Source organism: Pseudoalteromonas sp. HM-SA03, assembly GCF_002289345.1.
Taxonomy (GTDB): domain Bacteria; phylum Pseudomonadota; class Gammaproteobacteria; order Enterobacterales; family Alteromonadaceae; genus Pseudoalteromonas.
The window spans coordinates 14,537-40,264 of the sequence record NZ_NSDG01000113.1; the positions used below are offsets into that span (position 1 = coordinate 14,537).

At 44.0% G+C, this 25,728-nt stretch carries 18 protein-coding genes; 7 read left to right on the forward strand and 11 right to left on the reverse strand.

Features of this window, described 5'->3' with window-relative positions; translation table 11 throughout:
• The first annotated feature begins 237 nt into the window (after positions 1-237).
• The 4 genes from CKO50_RS21735 (at position 238) to CKO50_RS24970 (ending at position 8,671) form a co-directional block, all read left to right on the forward strand.
• Entirely contained in the window at positions 238-849 is a 612-nt protein-coding gene (locus tag CKO50_RS21735; protein ID WP_095729867.1) for an OB-fold-containig protein, read from the forward strand.
• An 83-nt stretch (positions 850-932) separates the two neighbouring features.
• On the forward strand, positions 933-3,110 hold the full coding sequence (locus tag CKO50_RS21740; protein ID WP_095729868.1) for an SPFH domain-containing protein: 2,178 nt from the start codon (positions 933-935) through the stop codon (positions 3,108-3,110).
• A 70-nt stretch (positions 3,111-3,180) separates the two neighbouring features.
• Positions 3,181-6,096 carry a DNA repair ATPase gene (locus CKO50_RS24965; protein WP_255231012.1) on the forward strand — a complete coding sequence of 972 codons (2,916 nt, stop codon included), beginning with the start codon at positions 3,181-3,183 and terminating at the stop codon, positions 6,094-6,096.
• A complete protein-coding gene (locus CKO50_RS24970; protein ID WP_255231039.1) occupies positions 6,032-8,671 on the forward strand; it encodes an AAA family ATPase in 2,640 nt (879 codons plus the stop codon). The genes CKO50_RS24965 and CKO50_RS24970 overlap by 65 nt, the downstream gene beginning before the upstream one ends.
• Before the next feature lie 71 nt (positions 8,672-8,742).
• On the opposite strand, the gene CKO50_RS21750 is transcribed toward CKO50_RS24970, so the two are convergent.
• The 5 genes from CKO50_RS21750 to CKO50_RS21775 all read right to left on the reverse strand — a co-directional run bounded on the left by CKO50_RS21750 (position 8,743) and on the right by CKO50_RS21775 (position 15,132).
• The gene (locus CKO50_RS21750) at positions 8,743-9,657 is read right to left on the reverse strand and encodes a Dyp-type peroxidase (RefSeq protein ID WP_095729869.1); all 915 of its coding nucleotides are present in this window, start codon (positions 9,655-9,657) and stop codon (positions 8,743-8,745) included.
• Between the two features lie 30 nt (positions 9,658-9,687).
• Positions 9,688-10,719, reverse strand: a complete 1,032-nt coding sequence (locus CKO50_RS21755) for an ABC transporter ATP-binding protein (protein WP_095729870.1) — start codon at positions 10,717-10,719, stop codon at positions 9,688-9,690.
• Positions 10,719-12,350 (reverse strand): iron ABC transporter permease, encoded by a 1,632-nt coding sequence (locus CKO50_RS21760; RefSeq protein ID WP_095729871.1) that lies wholly within the window; start codon positions 12,348-12,350, stop codon positions 10,719-10,721. Before CKO50_RS21760 ends, CKO50_RS21755 begins: the two co-directional genes overlap by 1 nt.
• The gene (locus tag CKO50_RS21765; RefSeq protein WP_255231107.1) at positions 12,350-13,303 is read right to left on the reverse strand and encodes a Fe(3+) ABC transporter substrate-binding protein; all 954 of its coding nucleotides are present in this window, start codon (positions 13,301-13,303) and stop codon (positions 12,350-12,352) included. Before CKO50_RS21765 ends, CKO50_RS21760 begins: the two co-directional genes overlap by 1 nt.
• 1,163 nt (positions 13,304-14,466) lie before the next feature.
• A complete protein-coding gene (locus CKO50_RS21775; RefSeq protein ID WP_095729874.1) occupies positions 14,467-15,132 on the reverse strand; it encodes a tRNA-uridine aminocarboxypropyltransferase in 666 nt (221 codons plus the stop codon).
• A 137-nt stretch (positions 15,133-15,269) separates the two neighbouring features.
• On the opposite strand from CKO50_RS21775, the gene CKO50_RS21780 reads away from it, so the two are divergent.
• A complete protein-coding gene (locus CKO50_RS21780) occupies positions 15,270-15,812 on the forward strand; it encodes a GNAT family N-acetyltransferase (RefSeq protein WP_095729875.1) in 543 nt (180 codons plus the stop codon).
• A gap of 51 nt (positions 15,813-15,863) precedes the next feature.
• Here CKO50_RS21780 and CKO50_RS21785 read toward each other — a convergent pair whose 3' ends face one another.
• From CKO50_RS21785 to zntR, 3 genes are all read right to left on the reverse strand, one after another.
• Entirely contained in the window at positions 15,864-16,958 is a 1,095-nt protein-coding gene (locus tag CKO50_RS21785; protein ID WP_095729876.1) for a 1-acyl-sn-glycerol-3-phosphate acyltransferase, read from the reverse strand.
• Between the two features lie 167 nt (positions 16,959-17,125).
• Positions 17,126-18,400: an SO_0444 family Cu/Zn efflux transporter gene (locus CKO50_RS21790; protein WP_095729877.1), complete on the reverse strand. Its 1,275-nt coding sequence runs from the start codon at positions 18,398-18,400 to the stop codon at positions 17,126-17,128.
• Complete coding sequence (zntR, locus tag CKO50_RS21795; RefSeq protein WP_010606066.1) at positions 18,393-18,800, reverse strand: Zn(2+)-responsive transcriptional regulator; 408 nt, start codon at positions 18,798-18,800, stop codon at positions 18,393-18,395. Before zntR ends, CKO50_RS21790 begins: the two co-directional genes overlap by 8 nt.
• 91 nt (positions 18,801-18,891) lie before the next feature.
• Between zntR and CKO50_RS21800 the strand changes: the two genes are divergently transcribed.
• Both CKO50_RS21800 and CKO50_RS21805 read left to right on the forward strand, forming a co-directional pair.
• Positions 18,892-19,839, forward strand: coding sequence for a D-2-hydroxyacid dehydrogenase (locus CKO50_RS21800; protein WP_095729878.1), 948 nt, complete (start codon positions 18,892-18,894; stop codon positions 19,837-19,839).
• Between the two features lie 198 nt (positions 19,840-20,037).
• On the forward strand, positions 20,038-20,418 hold the full coding sequence (locus tag CKO50_RS21805) for a DUF3192 domain-containing protein (RefSeq protein WP_095729879.1): 381 nt from the start codon (positions 20,038-20,040) through the stop codon (positions 20,416-20,418).
• A 130-nt stretch (positions 20,419-20,548) separates the two neighbouring features.
• On the opposite strand, the gene CKO50_RS21810 is transcribed toward CKO50_RS21805, so the two are convergent.
• From CKO50_RS21810 to CKO50_RS21820, 3 genes are all read right to left on the reverse strand, one after another.
• The gene (locus CKO50_RS21810) at positions 20,549-20,938 is read right to left on the reverse strand and encodes a hypothetical protein (protein ID WP_095729880.1); all 390 of its coding nucleotides are present in this window, start codon (positions 20,936-20,938) and stop codon (positions 20,549-20,551) included.
• 141 nt (positions 20,939-21,079) lie between these two features.
• Positions 21,080-21,982, reverse strand: coding sequence for a diguanylate cyclase (locus CKO50_RS21815; RefSeq protein ID WP_095729881.1), 903 nt, complete (start codon positions 21,980-21,982; stop codon positions 21,080-21,082).
• A 9-nt stretch (positions 21,983-21,991) separates the two neighbouring features.
• Entirely contained in the window at positions 21,992-25,633 is a 3,642-nt protein-coding gene (locus CKO50_RS21820) for a response regulator (RefSeq protein WP_255231063.1), read from the reverse strand.
• Positions 25,634-25,728: the final 95 nt, after the last annotated feature.

Below are 25,728 nucleotides of genomic sequence, written 5' to 3' on the forward strand. Positions count from 1 at the left end.
GATGAGGTTTTTCTCACTACGCATGGATAGTTTTTAAGCTGATTGATTAGCTTCTATAGCTTATTTTCTGCGGCATGTAACCTTATTGGATCCACTCGCTATTCACTTTACTCAATCATCTTACTATCCTATGATACTGAACGGGGATTCAATCGCTCTGACAAATTAGAAACGTCTAATAACATTGATAGGCCCCCTGCCGCAAAAAATGGAAATACAAGGAACTAAGGAACAGCAATGGAATTTTTAAATACTGCATTTACGTTTCCCACTGTTATTTTTTCAACACTACTGCTGATAGTGTTGTTGTTCTGGTTAATTGCTTTACTCGGTTTTACTGATATCGATATCTTAGAAGGCGATGTTGATATTGAAGCCGAAGGCGCAAGCTCTGGTTCTTTTTGGGAGATCGCTTTTGGTGGCGTCCCAGTGAGTATTTCATTGAGTTTAATCATCGCGCTAGGCTGGATTATCAGTATTTATGTGCAACAGTTTTTTGCTTACCTGCTGGGTAACGGCATTTTTTACTACCTGATGGGCACGGTATTTATGCTTGCCAGCCTCATTGTTGCATTACCACTAACCGCCGTAATTGTAAGGCCACTACGACGCTTTTTTGAAAGCCAAGAAACCACGTCAAAGCAAGCGCTGGTTGGGCTCGAATGCGTTATTGCAACATCAAGAGTTAGTAACACGTTCGGTCAAGCCAGAGTATATATTCAAGGAACAGAGCAACTTGTCGAAGTGCGCTCGGATGAAGATAACACTTTCACACTAGGAGACAATGCCTTACTTATCGAACATGACCCCCTTACACATAGCTACACGATTGTGGCTAAACCTTGGTAATAGTACGGAAAATAACGGAATTTAGGAACGAGTTGGCATAGCTAGTACCAACTCAAACAACATAGCGCAACGCAGGAAAAAACATGGAATTTCTAAACAACCTCGGACCGGTGCTCGCAATCGTGGGCATATCCATCGTCATTATTTTTGCCATTCTACTTCTGATTGGAAAGTTCTACCGCAAGGTCGAACAGGGTCAGGCATTGATCATCAACAAGATGAAAAATGAGCCTGATGTCACAACAACGGGCGGCATTGTGCTACCTGTGATCCATAAAATGGAAGTCATGGATATTTCAACTAACCGCATGGTATTGGAGCGTCGTGATAATAGCGGCCTGATCTGTAAAGACAATATCCGTGCTGACATCGCCATCACTTTTTACATTCGCGTAAACGAAAACAAAGAAGACATCCTACGCGTTGCGAAACAAGTTGGCTGTGCCCGCGCATCGGCACCAGAAACCTTGCAAGCATTATTTGAAGCAAAATTCTCCGAAGCCTTGAAAACCGTTGGTAAGCGCATGAATTTTGAGGAGCTATTTACACATCGTAACGAGTTCCGAGATTCTATTAAAGAAGTGATTGGACAAGATTTATCGGGCTATACGTTAGAGGATGTGGCAATTGACTATCTTGAACAAACCTCAATCGACAAGTTAGATCCAAATAACATTCTTGATGCTGAGGGTATTCGCCGTATTACCGAAAAAACCTCACGCCAAAACGTGGAAACTAACCAGCTTAAATGCGATGAAAAAGCGCAAATCGACAACCAAAACCAAGCAGCCTTTGAAAAAGCCGCAGAAGTCGAGCGCCAACGAGAAGATGCCAGCGCGAGACAGCGCCGTGAAATCGAATCAGTGCGCGCTCGCGAAGCCGCAGAAGCTGAACGTGTTAAGCATGAAGAGCGCTTAAAAGCCGAAGAAGCACGCCTCAAAGCGGACGAAGCAATTGCAATTGCAGAACACAACAAACAGCGTGAAATCGATGTTGCAGAGCAAAATCGCCTTCGCTTACTCGGCATCGAAGAAGAAAAAGTCACGCGCTCTCGCCAAATTGAAATTATTGAGCGCGAACGCGAAACCGAAATTTTACGTATCCAAAAAGCCAAAGCACTGGAAGTCGAGCAAAAAGAAATCGCCGATGTCCAACGCGAACGTGTTGCCGTAGAGAAAACCGTTGCTGAGGAACAGGAGCGTATCAAAGACGTACAATGTATTGCTGAAGCCGAGCGTGAGAAGCAAGCGAAAATTATTCTTGCTCAAGCTGAGGCCGAAGAAGCGTTGGTTAAAGATATTGAAGCGGCTAAAGCTAAAGAGCAAGCTGCCGAATTTAAAGCCCGTGAAATGGAAAAAATGGCCGCAGCAGAACTACGTATTGCGAACCAAACCGCAGAGTCGAAGAAGATTCTTGCCGAAGCTGCCCAAGTTGAAGCGGCTGCGCCTGGTCTTGCAGAAGCAGATATCATCAAGGCAAAAGCAGCTGCTAGTGCGATACAAGGCGAAACAGACGCTAAAGTGCTACAGCAAAAACTAGAAGCCGAAGCACAAGGCAAACGTGATATTGGCCGCGCCGAAGCCGAAGTACAAGCAGCTATGGCTGAAGCAACTAAGAAGCAAAGTGAAGCCGAGGCACAAGGCAAACGTGAAATTGGTTTAGCAGAAGCTGAGGTTCAATCAGCAATGGCTGAGGCAATTGAAAAACAAGGTGAAGCAGAAGCTATCAACCTTGAGCGTAAGATGTCAGCAGAAGCCAAAGGTCTTACAGAGAAGCTGGAAGCACTTAATAAGATGGATAAAGACGCCCGTGAATACGAGGGCTTTACACTACAGCTAAATCAACAGAAAGAGCTGACGCTTGCTAGTATCGAGGCGAACAAGCAGGTTTCTGCGAGTCAGGCTGAAGTATTAGGTAAAGCACTGAGCGGTGCTGATATCAACTTTATGGGTGGCGACGGCCAGTTCTTCAACCAGTTTATGAATGCCATCACAGTGGGCAAGTCAATTGACGGCTTAGTCGGCGAAAGTAAGACGGTACAAACCGTATTTAAAGACCACCTAAACGGTGAGCGTAATTTGATGGACGACCTAAAAGGGGTATTGGCTGGTGCGAATGCGTCATCGGAAACGCTAAAAAACATCAACATGAGTAAGTTCTTCCAACAACTAAGCAATAGCTCAGATGCGGACAAACAGCAGCTACTCAAGTTACTTGGCGGCTCGTTAAATGGCAGTAAACAAAGCGAACCACTAGAGTAATTAACCCTGAGGAGTCAATCTGCTTGGCTCCTCTCCCCCACTTGCGACAGCGCACATAGGAAAGCAAAGAATGACGGAAGCAACGCAACAAGCGCCAGAGCGAACGCTCGAACAAGACTCTTATCAACTGATTAAACGCCGGCTTAGTAACTTTGGCGGTGAACTGAAAAGTCAGATAGATAAACTCAACCAACAGCGTGTTGACACTTTTGGCAGCACCGAGCTTAAAGTGAAAGGTCGAGCAAGAGTTCGTACTGAGCATAACTGCGTACCGCGCGACATCGTACTGATCGGCGACAAGCTTATCTTTGCTTATAATGTCTTTATGGGGCTTAAACAAAATACCCAAGTCAGCGATGTATTCACCGTACAAAAGCTACACTTGCAAGAAGACCATTACGAAATAGAACCTTACCCGCAAGAAACCAAATTCCTCACTGACCAACGTTTCTTACGGGACTTCGACGAACTATACACGTATTACAAAGACACCCGTCTACAACACCTGTTTGTTAAATCAAACAAGCTTTTTGCACTATTTCAGATTGGCGAAAAGCTCTCCGATGTCCGCGTGTTTCGCTGGCAAATCGCCAAAGACGAAACCTTAGATTACATTGATAATCGAGGAGAGCGTGACCTAGGCGAAGTGGAAAACTTTGACTTTGAATGGCAAAAAACCGATCGCGCCGATCACGTCGAAGGCCGTCACCCACACATTAATGTAAACGACAAAGTGTTTATTGAAGTATCGAGTGGCAAACTCACCGTAAAAATAGAAAACAATACCCAAAGCGGTGAAGGTATTTATCAAGAAGCCGTTGATGACGCCAGTCAATCACTCGCAGATTGCGATTTACGTTTTGCCGAAGTTGGCGAAATGGTGTTGTTAAAGTTACTTCCCTACCGAGAAAAACAATGGCGTTATTTTATTTATAATTGCCGTACCCAACAGGTATTGCGCCAAGATGCGCTGGGTGGTGCCTGTGTTCAATTACCTGAGAACCAAGGAATTATTTTTCCTGGTGGCTATTATTTACAATCTGGGCAAACACGCTATTTTGACGACCAACTGGACGATTTAATTTTCCATCGCCAGATCAAATCACCCAATGGTGAAGATGTACTGTATATCTTCTACGAACCAAACGAGGGGCGCTACGCACTTTTCTCTTACAATATTATTGAGAAAAACCTGCAAAATCCTATTTATTGTCATGGCTATGGAATTTATGACGATGGCTTAGCGCTAACCTTTAAAGCAGAGCCTGAGCCTGAGCGCGTGCACCCTATTCAAATCTGGCAAAGCCCATTTTGTGGCAGCGAGTTTGCCGCACAAGCCCCTCGCGCAACAGGTATATTTGGCCGGATCGGCAACCCGGATTTAGTACGCGCAATCTCTGATTTATACAGTGTGTTCAAGGCCATTAACGAACAGAGCCCCACAGTCTTTCATTATGAAGATTTAATTGCTCTCACCCGCAGTATTTTAGACCGCTATCATTGGCTTGCTGAAGCGGACTTTGCAGATGTCACAGCAAAACTACATGAGATTTTTGAAACCTCGGAGCAGGTACTAGATGAATTTGAAAAGGTAAGCCAAATTGAGGCCGACGCTCGGCGCGCAGAAACCGAAATAGAGCAAGCCATGCAAGATGTGCTTCGCGAGGTGAGACCTGATAGCTTTAAAACAGCAGAGCAATTCGTTCAGAGCTTAGAATCTCTCAAACGCTTAAAAGGCAAAGTGATAAGCCTTGAAGAAGTGAAGTATATCAATCTTGACGCGCTATCTGCCATGCAGCAGCAGGTTGATGAGCAAACCTTAAGCTTAAGCCATAAAACCGCGGAGTTTTTGCAGCAAGATAGTGCTTTGGCACCCTACTACGAGCAGCTAGACTCCTTAGAGCAAGCCAGAGCGCAAACAGAGAGTGTCACCGAGCTTAACGGCTTTTTGGCGACCTTGGAAACCTTAAGCGCCGAACTTGATTTGCTCAACCATACCATGCTGGATCTCGATATTGACGATAGCCGTGTGCGCACTAAAATTTTGGAAGATGTCAGCGCCATTTATGGTCAAGTAAACCGCGCCAAAGCAGCGTTAGAAATCCAGAAAAAGAGCGTGGGCAGTGTTGAAGCAAAAGCCGAATTTGCGGCTCGTTTTAAGCTTTTCAGCCAAAGTATTACCAGCGGTCTAAGCGCTGCCAAAACCCCTGAGCAATGTGACGACCAACTATCTCGCTTACTCATTCAATTAGAAGAGCTCGAGTCTCAATTTAGTCAGTATGATGAGTTTTTAACGGAGATCTTGTCTAAACGTGATGACGTTTATGAAAGCTTTGAGGCGCACAAACAGCAGCTCATTGACGAAAGACAGCGCCGCGCGCTGAGCCTAGCAAACGCAGCAGAGCGGATTTTACAGGGGGTGACGCGACGCTCGCAAAGTTTTAAAACCTTAGATGACATCAATAGCTATTTTGCCTCCGATCCTATGATTGGCAAGCTTCGCGATTTAACGCAAGAGCTAAAAAGCCTAAGCGATGAAGTGAAGGCGGATGATATTCAAGCCAAACTCAAGGCCTGCAAAGATCAAGCGATCCGCGCTTTGCGAGACAAGCAAGATATTTATATTGATGGTGGCAATACCGTTAAAGTCGGCAAACATGCGTTTAGTTTCAATAAACAAATCCTTGATTTGACTTTGCTGCCTCGTGGTGAACAGCTGATGTTACACCTCACTGGCACTGAGTATTTTGATACCATTCCTGACGCCAAGGTCAATCAACAACTCAATGACGCAAGCACATACTGGCAGCAAAACCTGATCTCAGAAAATCGTCACTTATATCGAGGCGAGTACCTTGCAGCTCAAGTATTAGCGGCTGCAGAGCAAGACGGTAACGACTTTAGCCAAGCAGATCTAGAACTTGNAGGGAAGTTTACTGCCCATCGTACAAAAATTTGCAGAACCCAGATATCAAGAAGGCTATGAAAAAGGCATTCATGATCAAGATGCCAGCCTGATCTTAGCAAATTTACTAAAACAAAAACGACAGCTTGAGTTACTCGTCTACCCTGCCAGCTGTCGAATTGCGGCACAGCTATTTTATACTCAACAAAGCAAGGCTGAGCTAGCTGAATTGGCGTTTCAGGCCACACAAGCAGAGCTGATGGCAACGAAGTTAGATGACCATAGTTTTAGCCAACAGCTAAGCAAAGAATTAAGTGAAAAAATCACGGCATTTTGCCAACAAAATTTATCGAGCTATTTAACCGAGCTACACCGCTTTTCAGGCGAGTTAAGCGCAACTTACTTAATTAAAGCCCTTGCCAAGCAAGTTAAGCCGAGACAATTTGATTTGGCTTCACCTGCAAAACACACCAGCGAGCAGTTTATCTCGATGGCAAAGGCCAAAGGCGTCTGGCAACAGCTTGAAGACTCATTAACACATTTGACTAAACTTGCGGACAAATGCCGCCTGTTAAGCAGCTGGCTGCGCGCCTATGGCAGTAAGCAAAATGAAAGTGCTGAGACCTTGCTTGAGGCAGCTAACTGCATTTTGCTTTCCACCCAGTTTGATATCACCTACCAAGTCAAAGAAGCCGAAATAAAAACCGAGATCTCAGGTTTAATGGGCCAACACCCACGGATCGAGAACCAAGTGCTACACCTAGATTACGCAGACTTTTTTGCCCGTAGTAACGAGTATCTCACGGTTCATGTTCCGGCCTACAAACAGTACCAACAGTTAAAAGCACAAGTGCTTGAGGCACAAAAGCAGCGCTTGCAATTGGATGAGTTTAAACCCAGACCACTAAGCTCATTTGTACGTAACCAGCTGATTGACAAAGTCTACTTCCCTATTATTGGCGATAACTTAGCAAAACAAATAGGGGCTGCAGGAAACAATAAACGCACCGACTTAATGGGCATGTTGCTGCTTATCTCCCCTCCGGGCTACGGTAAAACCACGTTAATAGAGTATGTGGCCAACCGCTTAGGACTCACCTTTGTTAAGGTCAACTGTCCATCCATTGGTCACGACCAAGTCTCTTTGGATCCAGTTCAAGCCATCAACGCGACTGCCGCAAAAGAAATTGAGAAGATCAACCAAAGCTTTGAGATGGGCAATAATGTGATGCTGTACCTTGACGATATTCAGCACACCAACCCCGAATTTTTACAAAAGTTCATCTCGTTATGTGACGGTTCAAGACGCATAGATGGGGTGTGGAATGGCCGCAGTAAAACCTATGATCTCAGAGGCAAAAAGTTTGCCGTTGTGATGGCAGGAAACCCCTACACCGAATCCGGTGAATCCTTTAAGATCCCAGATATGCTTGCCAACCGTGCGGATATTTACAACCTCGGTGACACCCTCAGTGGCTGCGAACAAGAATTTGCCATGAGCTTTATTGAAAATACGCTTACTTCCAATGCAGTGCTTGCGCCACTTGCCAATCGTGGTATGGAAGACTTGTACAAGCTAGTACGCATTGCCGACGGAGAAGACATCTCCATCAATGAATTGGAATTTAATTACTCTCAAGCGCAAGTGAATGAAATTGTCAGCGTACTGAAAAAGCTGCTCACCATTCGCAACACCGTGCTCAAAGTAAATGCCCAATATATAGCCTCAGCAGCGCAAGATGATAACTATCGAACCGAGCCGCCGTTTAAGCTACAAGGCAGTTACCGTAACATGAATAAGATGGCTGAAAAGGTGGTTGCTGCCATGAATGACAGTGAACTTGAAAACCTAATTCAAGATCACTATCGCGGTGAAGCACAAACACTTAGCAAAGGCAGCGAAGAAAACTTACTGAAACTGGCTGAATTACGCGGTACCTTAACGGCTGAAGAAGCTACGCGCTGGCATGAAATCAAGGCCGAATATGCCCGCCTGCACCGCAATAGCGACGAAGGAAGCCCTGCGCAATTGGCAGTTGAACAACTCAGCTTTGTCAATAAATCCCTTTCGCAAATCGCCGCTAAACTCGATAAAGAGCAGCTTAGCTTTGATTACAGTGCGCTGTTGCAACAATTGGCTCAAGTGCTTAACGAGCAAGAGTTTGCCACGCAGTTAACTGAGCTACGTGAGGCCTTAACGCAGCAACCTTACGCTACACCGCTAAAGCAATTGATAGCTTCACAGCAACAAGTCGCAGAAGAAATTGCGGGGCTGCAAAACGCTATCAAACGCACTGCGAACAACGAGCAGCTACTCACTAACCTTGGCAAACTCAATGACTTGCTCAGCACCCAAGCGCAGATACAACAAGCGTTGGGTCAACAAGGTCAGCAGCAAAATACGCTATTTGAAAACCTGTCTGAGCGCTTAGAAGCGGTGGCACAACCGCATATTCAAGTCGACAATCACGTTGATGATAGCAGTGCAAAAGCGCTTGAAGCCGTTACCACTTTGCTGACAAATACCTTAGCAAACTCAAGCGCTGAACAAGTCCAGCAGCAACAGCTAAAAGACATTTTACAAAAGCTGGAGGATATTCAATCAAGACCTGGTGTTAGTAACGCTTCACCTGCGAAAAACCCGTATATGCTGTAACGGCAAAAAAACGCTTGCGAAACAAGTCAAAGCCCATGGATGGGCTTTGGAGATGTAAAATAGCAGCGAACTTATTCCGGCATTTTTGCCATCACTGACAAGAACTCCAAAGATGGCGCAAAAAACGCGGAGCCCATATCAGCACTGGAATAATCCAATATGGGGTCGTATTCATCCCCTTCACCCAATCGGCTTCTTAGTACCTGCTCAAAAGCATCGCCTTTGGCGCTGCAACTTAGCGACAGGCTTCCTTGTTCAAATACATCACCAAATGGCATGCTTTGGTTAAGCAGTAGCGCATTACCATTTAGGTCTTTCAATTCGGTTAATGCTGCATGATTACAGGGTTCGCAATCTTCAATTAGGTCATTGTCTAGACGTGTACGCCCCATCAATTGCTCTTGCTCAGCGAGCGGCAACGCCTGCCAACGCAGTAAATCAAACTTCACCCGCTGTACGTGAATATAACTACCGAGATGGTCGGCTGCATTTGGGTTGTGCACAAGTGCAACTTCCCGTTTGTTGCGCCCTCTAGGGGTGTCTGCGCCATAAATAAAGCCATTAAAATCACGACCGTCTAAGAAACGGAAGGCGCGCACATGTGCCACCATTTCGACTAGACCGTTTAGCATGTGCAGCACACTTTGAGCAAAGATATGATTAACGTCTTCTCGGTCGGAGCGGATCACATAAAGCAAGTCAAAAGGCTGGGTATGCACGGTGTGCTCAGCCTCAACAATATGTGGAAAACTTTTTAACTCTTTAGGAATAAACTCAGGGTAAATGTGCGGCCAGTATTGCGCACCAACTGCGACAAAGCTCGATAACATAGACTCGGAGAATCTATCTTCCAACTCCTCTTGCAAGCGTCCACAATTGGCGAGCGCCGCTCTTAGCGCTTCGTCTTGTCCTTCAAGCACATTGAAGAACAAGTGTAAGCCGTGCAAATTGGCTTCAGCACACACACCTGATTGGGCAAGCGCCATGCTCTACTCCCTGCGTTTATTCATTTGCTATTAAGAAAAGAAATTTACAGCATGTGCCTTAATTTTTAAAGAGATTGGTTGATTTAAGTCGAGCGGTTCATGCGCTGGATGCGGTATTTCGAGCTCTTGACCCTCTAATGCAACACGGTAAATGTACTCTGTTCCCATAAAGCGCTGATTGAGTATTTTAACGCTGCCAAGCTCGGCGTTTTCTAACGTGATGTGCTGCGGTCTCACATACATTTCGCCCTTCGCGTCGAGATTACCGAGCTCAACGAGAGATTTTACGGCACCAAATTGGGTTTCTACCGAAGCGCCATTCACTCGCTGTGCAGGAATATAAATTCCCTGACCCAAAAACTCGGCAACCATTTTGCTCTTTGGTCGTTGGAATAACGTTCTCGGCTCGCCCACTTGTGCGATCTTCCCTTTATCCATAATTGCCAACCGATCGGCAAAAGCAAAAGCTTCTTCTTTCGAGTGACTAACAAAAATTGCGGAAACTTGCTGATCTTTGATTATACGGCGAATCTCGTTAATTAACTGAAACCGCACTTGAGCATCTATATTTGAAAACGGCTCATCAAGCAGCAACAGATTTGGCTTGTACGCCAGTGCGCGCGCAATTGCGACACGTTGTTGCTGGCCACCTGATAGCTCGTGTGGAAAGCGGTCGCTATAGTCTTGCAGCTGCACCAAATGGAGCATTTCAGCCACTCGGTCTTGACGTTCACGCTTGCTTTTTGAGGTTAAACCAAACGCCACATTTTGCGCCACAGTGAGGTGTGGGAATAGCGCATAGTCTTGAAACATCATGCCTATATTGCGTTTTTGTGGAGGTACAAAAGTGCCGTTACCATTCATGGCTTTGCCTAAAATACTCACCGAGCCTTGAAATGGTTCAATCAAGCCCGCTATCGCCTTCAGCGTGGTAGTTTTACCGCAGCCACTGGCACCAAGCAAACAAACAATCTCGTTTCGTTCTACAGTCAGATTTAGGCTATCCACAACGGCTTCACCGTCATAGCGATAAGAGAGATTTTCAAGCACTAAACTATGCATTAACTTCGCTGCTCCATAGAACGGTTTACAACATAAAGCGGGATTAAACCAACCAACACAATAAATAACGCAGAGACAGAGGCCAGCTCCAGCTGCTCATCACTCACATATTGGAAAACATGTGTTGCCAGTGTTTCATAATTAAAGGGTCGTAATAACAATGCCGCTGGAAGTTCTTTCATACACTCAATAAAAACCAACAGTGCTGCGGTTAAAATACCGCGACGCAGCAATGGCAGATGTATTGATAACATGGTTTTGAAACGATTGCGACCCAACGAAAAACTTGCCATATCTAGACTTGGACTGATCCGCTGATAACTCGATTCGACCGCGCCTTGCGCAATCGCATAAAATCGTACAACGTAAGCGAAAACCAGCGCAAAAATCGTCCCGCTGAACAGCAAGCCAGGCTCAAATGAAGTACCTTCAAGCCAAGTATTTAGCTTGTCGTCTAATAAAGTGAGTGGAATAAGTACCGCAATTGCCAGCACCGTGCCCGGTAGCGCATATCCGGTGCTTGCAAGCTTGCCCGGTAGCGTGACCCGTTTACCACTACTAACTCGCTGGTTAAACACCACCAGCATGCTCATGATAATTAATACCACACTCACCCAAAACGCTATTTTTAAGCTTTGCCACGCATACAAGAAAAAGTCGTCATTCCAAGCTTGTTCAAAATAGTCGATGGCGTAATCTGCAAGCACCCATGTAGGCACGATAAAAGCCGCAATAAGTATAAGCCAACAAAAAGCGCTAGCGAGCCAAGCCTGTAAGCCTTTAAGATGATAAAGCGTGGTACTGTTAACACTTGATTGGCGCTCATGCACTACCTGAGTTGGGCGGCTCACTCGCTCCAGTGTTAGGGCTAAAAATAAAAACAGTAGCATGATGCCTGAAATTTTAGCCGCTGCGGTAAGTGAATAATAGCCCAACCAAGTATCGTAAACGGCGGTGGTTAGTGTGCTCACAGCAAAGTAATGTACGGTTGCAAAATCTGCCATGCTTTCCATGGCGATCAGTGCCAGCCCCGCCACAATCGCCCCTCGCGACAAAGGTAAACTTACCTTAAAGAAGCTCTGTGAAGGCGACTTGCCCATCAATTGGCTGGCTTGCACCAGCTTAAACGACTGCTCTCTTAGCGCCGTTCTAAAAATCAAAAACAAATAAGGATAAAGCACCAGTGCAATCATCACGATAGCACCTGACAAAGTGCGAATATCAAAGAACCAATAATCGTCTGGAGATTGCCAACCAAACCACTCTCGCAGCGCTATTTGTACAGGCCCAGCGTAATCCAGCAAATCGGTATACACGTAAGCAATCAAATAGGTTGGCATCGCAAGAGGTAGCATCAACGACCATTCGAAAAAGCGCCGTCCAGGAAATTCACAATATGCAGTTAGCCAGCCAAGTGGTAGCGCGATTAAAGCGCAAAGGATGCATACACCCACAATCAGCAAAATCGTATTGCGGACATAATCCCACAAAACGGTATCCCAAAGGTGAGCAAAGACTTCGGAGTCAGGTTGTAGTGACTCAAAGATTAAAAACATCAGCGGGACTGATAGGCTAAACCCTATCAGCCACGCGAAACTCTGCCATTTAGACAGTGAAAATGATAATTGCATTAAAGGTCAAATTTTACCTCATCGATTAGCTTAAGCGCTAAAGGACGGTATTTACTGATCTCTGACAATGGTAGGCTGTCTTCCTTAAACTCCCCCCAAGATGCCACAAGTTTCGATAACTCGACGCCAGGTTTAACCGGGTATTCCATATTCATCGACGCATACATATTTTGCGCCTTATTGTCGGTCATAAACTCAATGAGTTTCAAGGCATTTTCAGTATTTTTAGCGTGCTTGGTCAAGACAACACCAGATACGTTGATATGTGAACCACGATCTTGTTGATTTGGGAAGTTGATATATACCGCTTCAGCCCAAGCTTTTTGCTTCTCATCTTCCATCATTTTACCAAAGTAATAGCTGTTTCCGATGGCCAAATCACACAGCCCTTCTTTTACTGCTTTGACTTGTGCACGGTCGTTACCTTGAGGCTTACGAGCTAAGTTTTTCTTAATGCCTTCAAGCCATTCTTTGGTTTTTGCTTCACCATGATGGGCAATCATAGACGCCACTAAACCAAGGTTATAGGGATGCTTACCTGAGCGTGTACAAATTTTACCGCGGTATTGTTCATCCGCCAGCGCTTCATACGTAAGCGCATCTAACTTGCCGACACGCTCTTTTGCTGAATATACATTGCGCACACGCTTAGTAAGCGCAACCCACTGACCTTCAGGATCTCTGAAGTTGGCTGGGATATTCTTAGTGACCGTTTCACTGTCAATTGTTTGTGTTAGGTTTTCGTCTTCAAGCTGAATTAGCGCACTGAAGTTTGAAGTGAGTACAAGATCGGCACGACTATGCTTGCCTTCACGCTTAACACGCTCAATTAAGCCTTTTTTTGCAAAAACCACATTGGTCTTGATACCGGTTTGCTTGGTGAAGTCATCCAAAATAGGTTGGATCAGAAAAGGTTGTCTAAACGAGTAGATATTTACTTCCTCTGCAGCCATTGCTGGTAGGCAAGTAAGCGTTGCCAGTATAGTAACAAGTGCTTTTTTCATAAAGACTCCATTAGGTAAACAATAATTATTATCAACTAATTCTACCTGTAATTGTGCCGTTTTACACCCTGAATATTTAAAACTACGCTCAAGATAAAATTAGCGTTGTAGAAAACGGGAGAATTACCTGTGAGATATATCTCACTTAACTACCAGAAATTGAGTAAAGGCGTGCTGAAATAACACTCAGAATTAAAGTAAGCAATTAAAAAATAAAAAGTTATTTATTATTACTAGAAAAAGATGCAAAAAAGATTGAATTTCACTGCTCCCGATTTTTTTTAGTCTGCTTATACTTAACAACATCTCAGGAAGAGAGATAAAGGATACACGGGAAACGCTCAGGGCAGGATTTGCTAATGGATAAGCACCCATTTAAAGGAATATAGGGAAAAGAGAGCGAGATGGTATATCACAAGGTGTGATTACATTTTAAGGGTAGGGATTAGAGGTTCATGATGAGCCTAAGGGTTGCTTCAGGGGAGAGGCTAAACGTTGAGGGATAACGTTACTGCATTGGATATGCAGGTGGTTAAGGATGAGGAAGGAAGGTACATTGGATGTACTGATAAAATGTGGCTTAGGAGATGCCAATTGTTGCAATTAACAGTGCAACACCTAGCTTGAAGCAACACGTTCAGGCTACCAAGTGCCAAGGTAAAACAAAGTGATGATTGGCACTGCTATTTTGGAAAGTAGCAAACAAGGACAGTTAGAACAAGGGCTTGTTCTTAGCAAGTGGATGGCAATGGATAAGACAGCGGACGTGTAAAAGGAAGATGGACACAGGGCAAGATGCCTTTATTCGCAAAACGAGAACACCAAGCGATACCATGGAAGAGGAAAGATTCAGGACGTTGAACTACTCAACTTTGCAGGATGCATTTAGAAGATTCCGTAAGCGCGACTCAGCAATGGGTCGCGCGCTTCTTATTGTCGAGATAAATCTCGACCTATCAATATTTGACTCACCGTACTGCGCAAACAACTCCGCTTTTTGTCGAGATAAATCTCGACCTACCAATATTTGGCTCACCGTACTGCGCAAACAACTCTGCTTTTTGTCGAGATAAATCTCGACCTACAAGTTACATTTTGTGAAAAGGCTCGCCCTACAGTTTGCTGCGCTTACCTTTTAAGTAGGCATCTCTGAAATCGATAAAGTGCGCGGTTAATTTATCTGCCGCATCCTGCTCGCCGCATTCGGCAAACAATACACACGCAACTTCCGCCGTACCGAGCTGATGTTCATGCGGCGCGACTCGAAGCTTGTAATCCGAGAGCTTTTCAGGGGCGATGGATAACACGGGTAAATTATCGAGGTAGGGGCTCTTTCTGAACATTTTCTTAGCTTCACGCCATGTGCCATCCAAAAAGATAAATAGTGGTGTTTTACTTTCAGTGCGAGTCACCTTAGTAATTACTCGTTCAGGCTTCACGCCCTGCTCTGGGAAAACGACTATTGGTGCATATTGCTCGTCCGAAAGAAGCGCTAATAACGCAGCGTCAGGCTCAGTTCTGTCCCAACGAAAGGCATGATTATCTGGGATCACATCGGCAATTAAGCGTCCAGTGTTAGAGGGCTTAAAGCTTTCATTATGATACATAAGCAAACACACTGCACAGTCAGCTTTGGCCATTTCGACTTTATCGCAAATACATAGCGTCGTGGCTAATAAACAGCATTCACAACGCGCAAGCTTTGATCCCCTTGCCTTATATTCCCGTTGAGCCGCAGCGATTTGACGCTGTCTAAGCGCTAGTACTGAATTATTCACTCTGTTCCCCATCTAAAAATGCCGGCGTATTTTAGTAAAGCGCTCGGCTGGCGTCTACGCAAACTTATGCAACATCTTTACTCATGACATAAGCTTTTGTACTCTAAAGTTTTATTGGGTTTAATTAGGAGTAAAGAATGCAAGTAAAGGACTCTACAAGACTGAGTTATCGCCTACTCACCCCACAAGATGCACAGCTGCTCGCCGATCTTGATAGCGACCCTGAGGTAATGAAATACATCACAGGCGGTCAGACTAACTCACTTGAAGAAGTAAAAGCCGTATATATTCCACGATTAACCGAGTTTACTGATGAGAGTAAGGGCTGGGGGCTTTGGGGCTGTTTCGAGCTGCCACACAAGACGTTTATTGGTTGGATTTTGGTTCGCCCTGCTAACTTCTTTTCAGAACAAAGAAACTATAAGGATTTAGAGCTCGGTTGGCGTTTTAAACAAGCCTCTTGGGGCAAAGGGTTTGCAACAGAGGCAGCACAACATCTTCTTCCAAACCTAATAGCAGCAAATCCTACCTTGACACACTTGAGCGCTATCGCTGAAGAAGAGAATCTTGGCTCCATCAATATTATGAAAAAACTTGGGATGAGTTATGTGAAAAAAGGGCTTCACAAAGATATTTTAGGAGATATGGAAGTCGTTTATTATCATAAAGTTATTAATTAACCGAACAAAAGCGCAACCACCTAACACCACGGTTGCGCATGTTCACTGCTATTAAATGCCTTTGCGACGCAGTGGTTCGGCATACATACTCAGCACCAGTTGCTTCAGCTCTTCCGGTACAGACTCAAGTGTTGAGATAAAGTCCTCTTTATCTTCTGGACTCACTTGCGCATCATCGCCAGCTGCTAGGTGATTGGTTGAATGCAGATAGTATAAATCTAAAATCTGTTTATCAATGACATTCGCCAGCTCATCTGGGTTTTCAACATCCGCTGTAATAGGGTCACCAAATGCGATATGCACATGGCCTTTATCTGAGCTAAAACCCTCAACAATACTAGCAATGTCTTCGCCTTGCGCTTTCACATATTGGCCAAACTGCTTTTTATGGTATAGCTCTTTAGCCTTAGCAACCGCACACGGCTCATACTGATAGGAAATAGCAACGGGCACAATCCTGAGCTGCTTTACATAATCTGAAAAATCTAGCTTCTGTTTGCGACCATTGAGCTGTAGCATTTTTAACAGTGCTGGATCGGTTTGATCCACTCCATCCTTCGCACGCCCCTCTTTTTGCGCAATCCAAATGGAGTTACCTTCACTTAATGAGTCAGAAATATAGGCTGAAAGCTGGGTTAATGCTTTTAGCATTTCTTTTGGCGCCTTTGCCGAGCGCTTTACAATAAAACTCTTATTAAGGCGCATAAGCTCAGTGATATAAGGTACTTGCAGTAAGTTATCACCAATAGCGATACGCACCGTGCGCATATCTTGCTGATGCAAGCCCCAGTTAACAAGTGCAGGGTCTAATACGATGTCACGGTGATTTGAAATAAATAAATACGAGGTATTCGAGTCTAATGTTTCAAGGCCAGAATAAGTCACCTTAGACGTCGTTTTATTGATTAAAATTTGCAGATAGTACGCCACTTCATCTTGTACTTGTTCAATCGTACAAAAATCTCCCCACTTCTTTTTTAGTTTCATTCTTACGAGTGGGCGTGCAATCGCTGGCCAAGCATTCAACCAAGCTGGCAGGTTATATTTGGCGATCACATCAATGAATTGATCATCACCTAGTAGACGTGCCAATGCTGGCACTACTTCATCATCATTATACGGTCTAATGTCAGCGTATTTATCCACTCTACTTCTCAAATTGTCGGATTAACGAATACTGAAACGCATTCTATCGTGTCAAATAAACAGACGCTAAGCATTTCATGTCTGACCACCAAAGCGATATGCCAAGTTGGAACATTAAATGCTTAAACGTCAGGTAATTGTAATACAGTAAAAAGTACCACAATAGTTTATCTTCTAACAACTTTACCTAATTTGAGTATAGCTAATCTTAGTAAGAGTGCTGCTAATAATGCCCCCATCGATACTGTTAACCAATGTGGTAGCACTTCATGTTCCTCACCTATCATCGGCGTTACCACAAAACCATAAGTATTAACTAAATAATCGGTTAAATAGCCAAAGATAAGTGCAACCCCGATGACACCACCCAAGTAGGCAAACACGGCACGACGCCCCAATTCTTTACCAACCACCCCAATTGTGGCGATGTTAGTTGCAGGACCTGCGAGCATAAATACCAATACTGCACCAGGTGACACACCTGCCATTAATAAACCCGCAGCAATTGGAGTTGAAGCCGTGGCACAAATATACATTGGGATACTGATTAAGATAACTACTAGCATGGCGATAATACCGTCACCCCACTGAGATAAGAAAGACTCAGGCACAAAGGTTTGTACTAAGGCTGCAAAGAATAAACCAATAAGTAGCCAAACCGCGGTGTCAGACAATAATTGATTACAGCTGAACTTAACAGCTTCTACAATTCTACCAAAAACCCCTTGGTTTTCAGGTACAGGGGCAGGCTCACAACAACTTGTCGTGGCTGATGCAGAATCGCAACAACTGGTTACGGTAGGCTCCGTAGTATCACAACAAGGCATATTCGCCCCTGCCATTGCTAATTGCGGGCCTGCAGGCTCACAGCAGCTTGAGCTTACTTTTACGGTTTCCACTTTAGTACTGGCGCAACAACTATCATGGCCGTGATGCTTTTCAGTAGGCTTTGGCTCTGGGTGATGATTAGCATCACAACAACCGCTAGTCGCGCTTGGTTTATCTGAGGTATTAGGATGCTTTAGTGGCACCGACTTATCGTCTTTTTCACTGCCAACGAGCAGCCCTGCAGCAATTGCGCTAACCACAGCCGCAATTGGCCTAATTACCGCCATAAAAGGACCCAGTAGCACATAAGAAACCGAGATAGAGTCCACTCCAGTTTCAGGCGTTGAGACTAAAAATGCGGTTGTCGCACTTTTTGAGCCCCCCGCTCTTCTCAGTCCCACCGCAGCAGGAATAACCCCGCAAGAGCACAGCGGCATAGGTGCCCCAATCAGCGCTGCCTTTATCGTTGTCCAAAACCCCTCCTTCCCTAAATGCTTTTGCAACAAATCTTTTGGAATAAATACATTAAGTAACCCGGCCAATATTAGGCCAAGCAGTAACCACGGGGCAGATACTAAAAATAGCTGCCAAAAATTTACTATCAGTTCATTCATCGATAGCCTCCAAAGCCGTTAAAATCGAGCAGCTCACTGCCGCTTCCTTACCGCCGCAGCATTGCTCTGCTAGCGTCGATAACGATTGTTCAAATTTTTGTAACTCAGCGATCCGCGCTCTCACTAAATCCCGTTTAGTGATAGTCAGCGTTTTCACTTCTTCGCAACTGTGCTGATGCTTTTCAAATTTTATCTTCAGCAAGTCTTGCACTTCTTTGAGGCTAAACCCCACTTCCTTCGCGCGAAGTATAAAGCGCATTTGCTTTTCGCTTTGCTCATCAAACAACCGATACCCGCCCTCGCTCCTTGTGCAAGGGTGTAGGAGATCGTTTGCTTCATAATACCTTAACGTGTCAGTTGATACGTTAAGCCGCTTTGCCAGCTCACCAATCTTTACCACTTTACACTCCTAAGTCCTGAAGATTATCCTAGTCGACATTATAAGTATAAACCTTAGAGTTAACTCCAAAGTCAAGAAAAGGATAAAAATAATGCAAATCGTGGTATTAGACGCTAAAACACTTGCAGGAACCGATCTTTCTCCCATTGCCAAGCTAGGCACATTAACGTCTTACGACACCACATCCAGTAATGACATCATCACACGCTGTAAAGATGCAGCAGTCATCATCACCAATAAAGTACAGTTGACTGAACAAACAATCGCGGCGTTACCGCAATTACAACTGATCTGTGTGGCGGCCACAGGCGTCAACAACATCGACTTAGCAGCAGCAAAAGTCCATCAAATTACGGTCGCTAATGTGGCCGGTTACTCAACTCCTTCAGTAGTACAACACACCTTTACTATGCTTGGTAACTTAATGACAAATATTCATCGTTATCAGCAAGACTGCCATGCAGGGCTTTGGCAACAAAGTGACATGTTTTGTCGTTTGGATTACAGCATCAACGAAATTGCAGGTAAAAACTTTGTGATCGTAGGCCATGGAACGTTAGGAGAAGCCGTTGCAAAAGTCGCGCAAGCATTTGGGGCTCAGGTAATTGTTGCTGAACGTAGAGGCGTAACTGAGATTAGAGCAGGACGAATGGCTTTTGAAGAAGCACTGCGAATTGCAGATATTGTATCGATTCACTGCCCGCTTACCGCTGAAACAGAGAACCTGATTGCGAGTGCTGAATTCGCCCTACTTCCAAATCATGCTTACCTTATCAACACTGCAAGAGGCGGAATAGTCAATGAGCAAGCGCTGGTGGATGCACTAACTAACAAGCAAATAGCTGGTGCTGCTGTGGATGTCCTCACTCAAGAACCGGCACAAGCAAATAATCCACTCGTTCAATACCAAGGTGAGAACTTGCTTTTAACACCGCATACGGCATGGGCAAGTAAAGAGGCCATCGAACGTTTAGTCGGCGAAATTGCGATTAATATTGAAAGTTTTGTGGCTGGGACAACGAGAAACCGAGTGGTCTAAATTATTGTTTTAGTGAGTGATATAGCTAAATGTTAGTGAAAATCATCAACTAAAAACTGATTAAAAACCAACAACAAACTGATATTTATAAATTTTATTAGTTGGCAAAGAGTTTGCAACTCTTGTGATAATTCAAGCAAAAAACAAATGGCTGTTTGCATTATTTGCTCAGCAAGAAAATGAAAAAGGAAAACAACAATGAAAAAATTAATGTTAGTGGCTGCGCTTAGCTCTACTCTATTATCAGGCTGTATCGTTGCTGTATCCGACGGTGAAGTAGAGCACGGTTGGGCTTCTGAATACAACTCGTCTAACTGGGAACATAAACAGCGTAAAAATCGTGAAAAGATTGCCAACCTTGAAATGGGCGCATCTTACTCATCAGTAAAAGACAGCTTTGCAACCCCTGACTTTAGCGAGTTGGTGTCAAAGGACGGCGACAACTATCAAGTGCTGTACTACGCAACCAACAGCAAACACTCGGACGGCAAAGTCACAAAAGATGAGTGCACGCCATTGGTATTCAAAAACAACCAGTTGGTTGGCTTTGGCGACAACGCTCTAAAACAAATTCAGTAAGATTTTATCGCACCAAGGATGGTGAATGATCTGAGTAAACTGACGCACAGTTGTGTGGCCAATTCCTTATTTTCTCGTCATCTTAATAAGTTAAAAACAAAACCGAGCCAAACTTTAATAACCCAGCCTATTAAGCTGAACCATCCTCTGATACAAGCTCATACCTATACTTCCATTCGAAATAGGCAAGCATGATGACAAACATAGCTTCACAAACAATAAAAACAATACCAATTAGACTTGCAACGTTAAAATACTGAACAACTACTCCAGCACAGACTAGCGCCCAAAAAAGATTGCCGTACACCAAAAGCTGCAAACGTTTTATGTTCCTCGCCTTTTGAATGGCAAGGCTAAATGAGTACGCGCCATACAACAGATTCGATAATGCGATAAAGATAATGGTTTGTTCTGGTATACGATAGATCACACCAATCATTGAGTGGAAAAGCAATACGATTAATCCCACGGATATAGCCGCTATAGAGTCCACCCAAATTATTTTACGTCGTATATCCATAGAATAAGCCCAACACCGCACCAAAAGGCACAAAATACTCAGTTAAAGATCTATAAAGCACGAGCATAGCCAAGCTTCATGCGACGCATTTATTGATTGAAATTCGGATACGCTCTTGTCCCTGCATATGGCTTTAGATATTTATAACACTTTAATAAAAACCGTACTTTGCTGCTTTTGTGCAATCGCAAGAGCACTATCTGCCATTTTTATCAGCTCACCAAGATCATTACTACAGTGATTTTCAATATGAACCGCACCGATACTAACGCTCACATGAGCACATATGGGTGAGGCAATATGGGGGATTTTCAACGCATTAACTGAGTCATGCAGCGCTTCCGCTATTTCATTAATTACGTCGATATTATGCTGAGTTAGCACTAACGCAAAACGAGTACCATCAAAACGGCCAATAAATAAAGAACGTTGGGTCGCGCCTTCTTCTAGCGCTTTGGCAACCCTGAATAAGCAATCATCACCGTGCATGTAGCCATAATGCTCATTAAACGTTTTAAAATAGTCCACCTCAACCAGCATAACGGTAAATGCACTGCCATCGGCTTTTGCGCTTTCTAATGCTGATTTCATGGCTTCATCTAGATACCTACGATTGGGCAACTCCGTTAAGCCATCAATAGAGGCTAGCTTTTCTAGCAGGTCATTTTTCTTTTTTATTGCTAAATGATTTTTGATTCTGGCTTTTACAATCAAAGGATTAAAGGGTTTAGTAATATAATCCACAGCTCCTAACTCCAACCCTCTTGCTTCATCTTTAAAGCTCACACTACCGGAGATCACGACAACGGGAATACCGTAAGTGCTCGCATCCTTTTTTAGACACTCTAAAACAGAAAATCCAGCGCCATCAGCCATTAACACGTCTAAAATAATAAGGTCTGGTTTGCTTGCTTTTAGTTCATCAATACATAAGTTAGTGTCAGTGCTATGGGATAACCGATGGCCGTCACCTAATGTATTACTTAGGACCATCTTATTTATTGGGTCATCATCAATAATAAAAATGTGCTCAGCTTGCTGCATCTTATGACGCTACCTTTTTAGCTCGATAAAGCACACCACCTGTGAAAGTGCATTTGTTAACACATCCAAGTCAGTGCGATTTGTTATTGTTGTGATCGTTTTACTTTGTGTTTCAAGGTCTTTTGCAACTTTCGCCAGTCGCTTAAAACCTAGGCCTGCAGCAGCGCCCTTAATTCCATGTGCTAACTCAAATAATGCTGAACCTTGCTCTATTTTAGCAACCTGTTCTAGGTAATCATGGCAAAGCTTAGCAAATTTATCTAACATTGTTTGCAAAAACATTTCATTTTGCATCATTTGTGATAATGCAAACTCATAATCAAAAAAGGCTTCTTCCATTTTATCTGACTGAGAAATATTGCTTGCCAGTGCCTTGCACGCCTGCGTGCTATTAATTGGTTTTACCAAATAATCATTCATACCAACGGCTGTGGCTTTCGCCCGCTCTTCTTTGCTTGCATTGGCGGTCAAGGCGATAACGGGCAGCTCAGTTTCAGACCACACAGCTCTGATCTGCTTGGTCGCTTGATAGCCATCAATGTTTGGCATATGGATATCCATCAAAATGATGTCGGGTTGCAGTGAGCGGCAAACCTCTTCAATATGTTCTGCGCTTTGTAGTCCTACGGAAGAAATACCATTTTGCTTCAACATATTTTCAGTAATATCTAAATTTAAATGGTTATCGTCAACCACCAAACAAAGTGCACCGGCAACCTGCATACAGACATTGTCGACGGTTTGCGTCATATGGGCAAATTCAGCAAGCCAAGTATAAGCTGATTGGTAAAACACACTTTGATTAAGCGCAATATGATTGCTTTGCTCAGAGAACTCTCCTTCACAATGCAATAGTAAGGCAGTATTGGCTGGCAACGAGAGAGAAGGGTTAAGCATCACTTCTGGTGGAATAGCAACAATAGACTTGTCGAGCTGAGCATGCATCGCGTACAACCGCTCAACAGATAGAGGTTCCGCGAGACCAGTAAAATAGCTTGGTAAGCTATGCGCTTCGGTGGTAAGGCAGTAAACTTCTTTGTGACTATCCACAACTGGGCATGCGCCTTTATCTAGCACCAATTCGAAGAAAAAGCAGCTTCCTTCGTTCGGGGCTGAGTTAACCGCAATATCGCCACCTAAGAGTGCAACTTCTTGCTTCACAATCGCAAGCCCTAAACCAATGCCTTCGTGACGACGTGTAAAACTTTCATCACCTTGGGTAAATGCATCAAAAAGGTGTTCAACCTCTTGCGATTTGATCCCAACCCCAGTATCCCAAACAGCAAATTTTATAGTTTGTTTTGCAGCTCTATCATTAAGTAACGTTACCTTCAAACCAACCTTACCATGATTGGTATACTTTACGGCGTTACCCAGCAGGTTTACTAAGATTTGCTTGACCTTATCTTCATCACTGTAAAGGTAAGGCCAAACTTGAGGGTCGACCTGTAATTCAAATTCCAAACCTTTTTGTATACATAAAGGCTTAATCAGCGATTCTATCGTGGTAAAGACATGGCAGGTTTGAAATGTTTCATATTGAATTGTGCCCTGGTGGCTTTCGACTTTGGCAAACTCTAAAATACTGTTGAGCATAGTAAGCAGCTCATTTGCAGCCCCTGAAAGCTGCTGTAATTTTTTATTCTGAACGCGAGTAAGCGTCTCACTTTTGATCATATCCGCCAAACCTAATATGGCATTAATTGGCGTTCTAATTTCATGGCTAATATTGGCAATAAAGCGGCTTTTGGCAAGCGTTGCGCGCTCAGCATCTTGCTTCGCTAACAACAGACCAGTGATATTTTGAATATGGATTACGTAATACTTAGGGCGCTTATTTTTATCCCAAACTAAAGAAATACTCAATTGTAACCAGCGGTGCTTACCCGACTGTGAAATCATGTGTTCAACGACTTTCTTTTGCTCTTTTAACAGCCCAGCTAAGACAGGCTTCAGCTCTTGCCAGTTTTGCTCATCAAACAAGCGTTCCAGCTGCTTTTCTCCCGTATTCTTATCAAGTGACAAGTAACGTTTGGCGGCCTTGTTCATCTCCAAAATTTTACCGCTGATAGCAGCCAAAATGACGCCATTAGGTGCAAACTCAGTCGCTGCCCTAAAGTTTTCTTCAGAGTCTCTTAGGGCATTATATGCCTCTTGTGCGGCGGTAATATCTCTCGCAACCCCCAAACAACCGATGAGATTTCCAGTTTCCGATTTTAATGGAGTGATAGTCAAAAAGTAGGTATTCGCCCCAAGAACAAAGTTGGTTGCTACTTGTTCTTGCGAGCGCTCCATCAACGCTTCTTGCTCAAGTAATATGGTTAATCCAGATGTCACTTCAGGTTGTGTTTTCGCAACTAAGTCCGACTTCTCAACCCCCATAAACTCTTCAAACGCGCGATTACAGCCTATGAATGAACCGTCGATATTTTTGAAATAGATAATATCGGGCACTGAGTCAAGCACAGCATTAAGTAAAGCCGCTTGACGCTCTTTTGCCTCAAAGCTTTGCTTTAATGCCTGTTGTTTACGCTTAATTTCGTCATCTAGTTCTTGATTATGTTGCTTAAGGGCGTGCATTAAGCGGGATTTTTGCTCCACCACCTGCTTGATTTGTATAAACCAAGGTTGCCATTCTGAGGGGATGGGATAATTTAAAGTAGCTTGCGGTGTATGCTCTTGCAAAGATAAATAATTCACAAAATGCTTTAAAGGTCGGACAAATATTTGCCCGCTCAACCACACAATAGTCACAAAGGTAAAAAGAATAAAAAACAGTAACAGTGCGAGTTCGAGCAAGATCTCCCGCTGTAGCGGAGCGGCAAACTGCTCATAGCTTTCATGATAGTTTAAACTGATAGGCTCTTTGGCGGGCTTTGCAATAAAGTGCAGTCCGTACTGCCAAGGTGCTGATGAATTTACAAGCCCATCGTGGTCGTGATCATAGCGTTTCCCCGCGATAATCTCATCACTTTGGTTTTTAAATTCCATCGTACCGTCTAAGGAGCCAATGTTTAACAACCACCTATCAATAATATTGCTATCGTAGATCATCAATACATGGCCGTTATCCACCGTTGATAGTTTCTTACCGAGCGCAAACATTTGTCTGTCGAAAAACTTCACAGGTGGACCAACGACTATATTACCCAAGTTGAAGTCGGGTTCGAACTTACCTTGAACTAACCGCGTTATGAAATGGCTGCTGGAGGCTTCTCGACGTTTAACATACGCAAAGCCGTCATTCTCTATGTATGCGACCGCGTACAATCCACCTTGCAACGCGAGCGCGGCATCAAAAGCGGTATTAAGCGACAACACGGTTTGCCATCGTTTAGTGGCAAAAAGTGCTTCACTGACTTGCCCACGACCAACAATTTCTCCACCATTGTTTGGTAACGCGTGATAGTAGTGTTCAGGATGCTGCTCTATATCTTCTAACCACTCAGGTGGCTTTTGAAATGAAATGGGCTGCGCTAGGTTGACGGCGATACTATCAAGGACTACATGTGCGGCATAAAACTCTTGTTTCAGCTGCTGAGAAACATATTGATATTGGCCAAAACGTACTTTGTATTGGCGCTCCAGTTTAATTTGATAGAGATGGTAGGCTAAGACGAGAACAAGTAGGATGGGTATTATTACAGCCACTAAAATTCCCTTTCGGTAACTTTTTAGTGGTAAAAACTCTTTTGTCGCATCCATTTACTGGCTCGTTCCCGTTTGCACGCAGTGTTAGCAAAAGA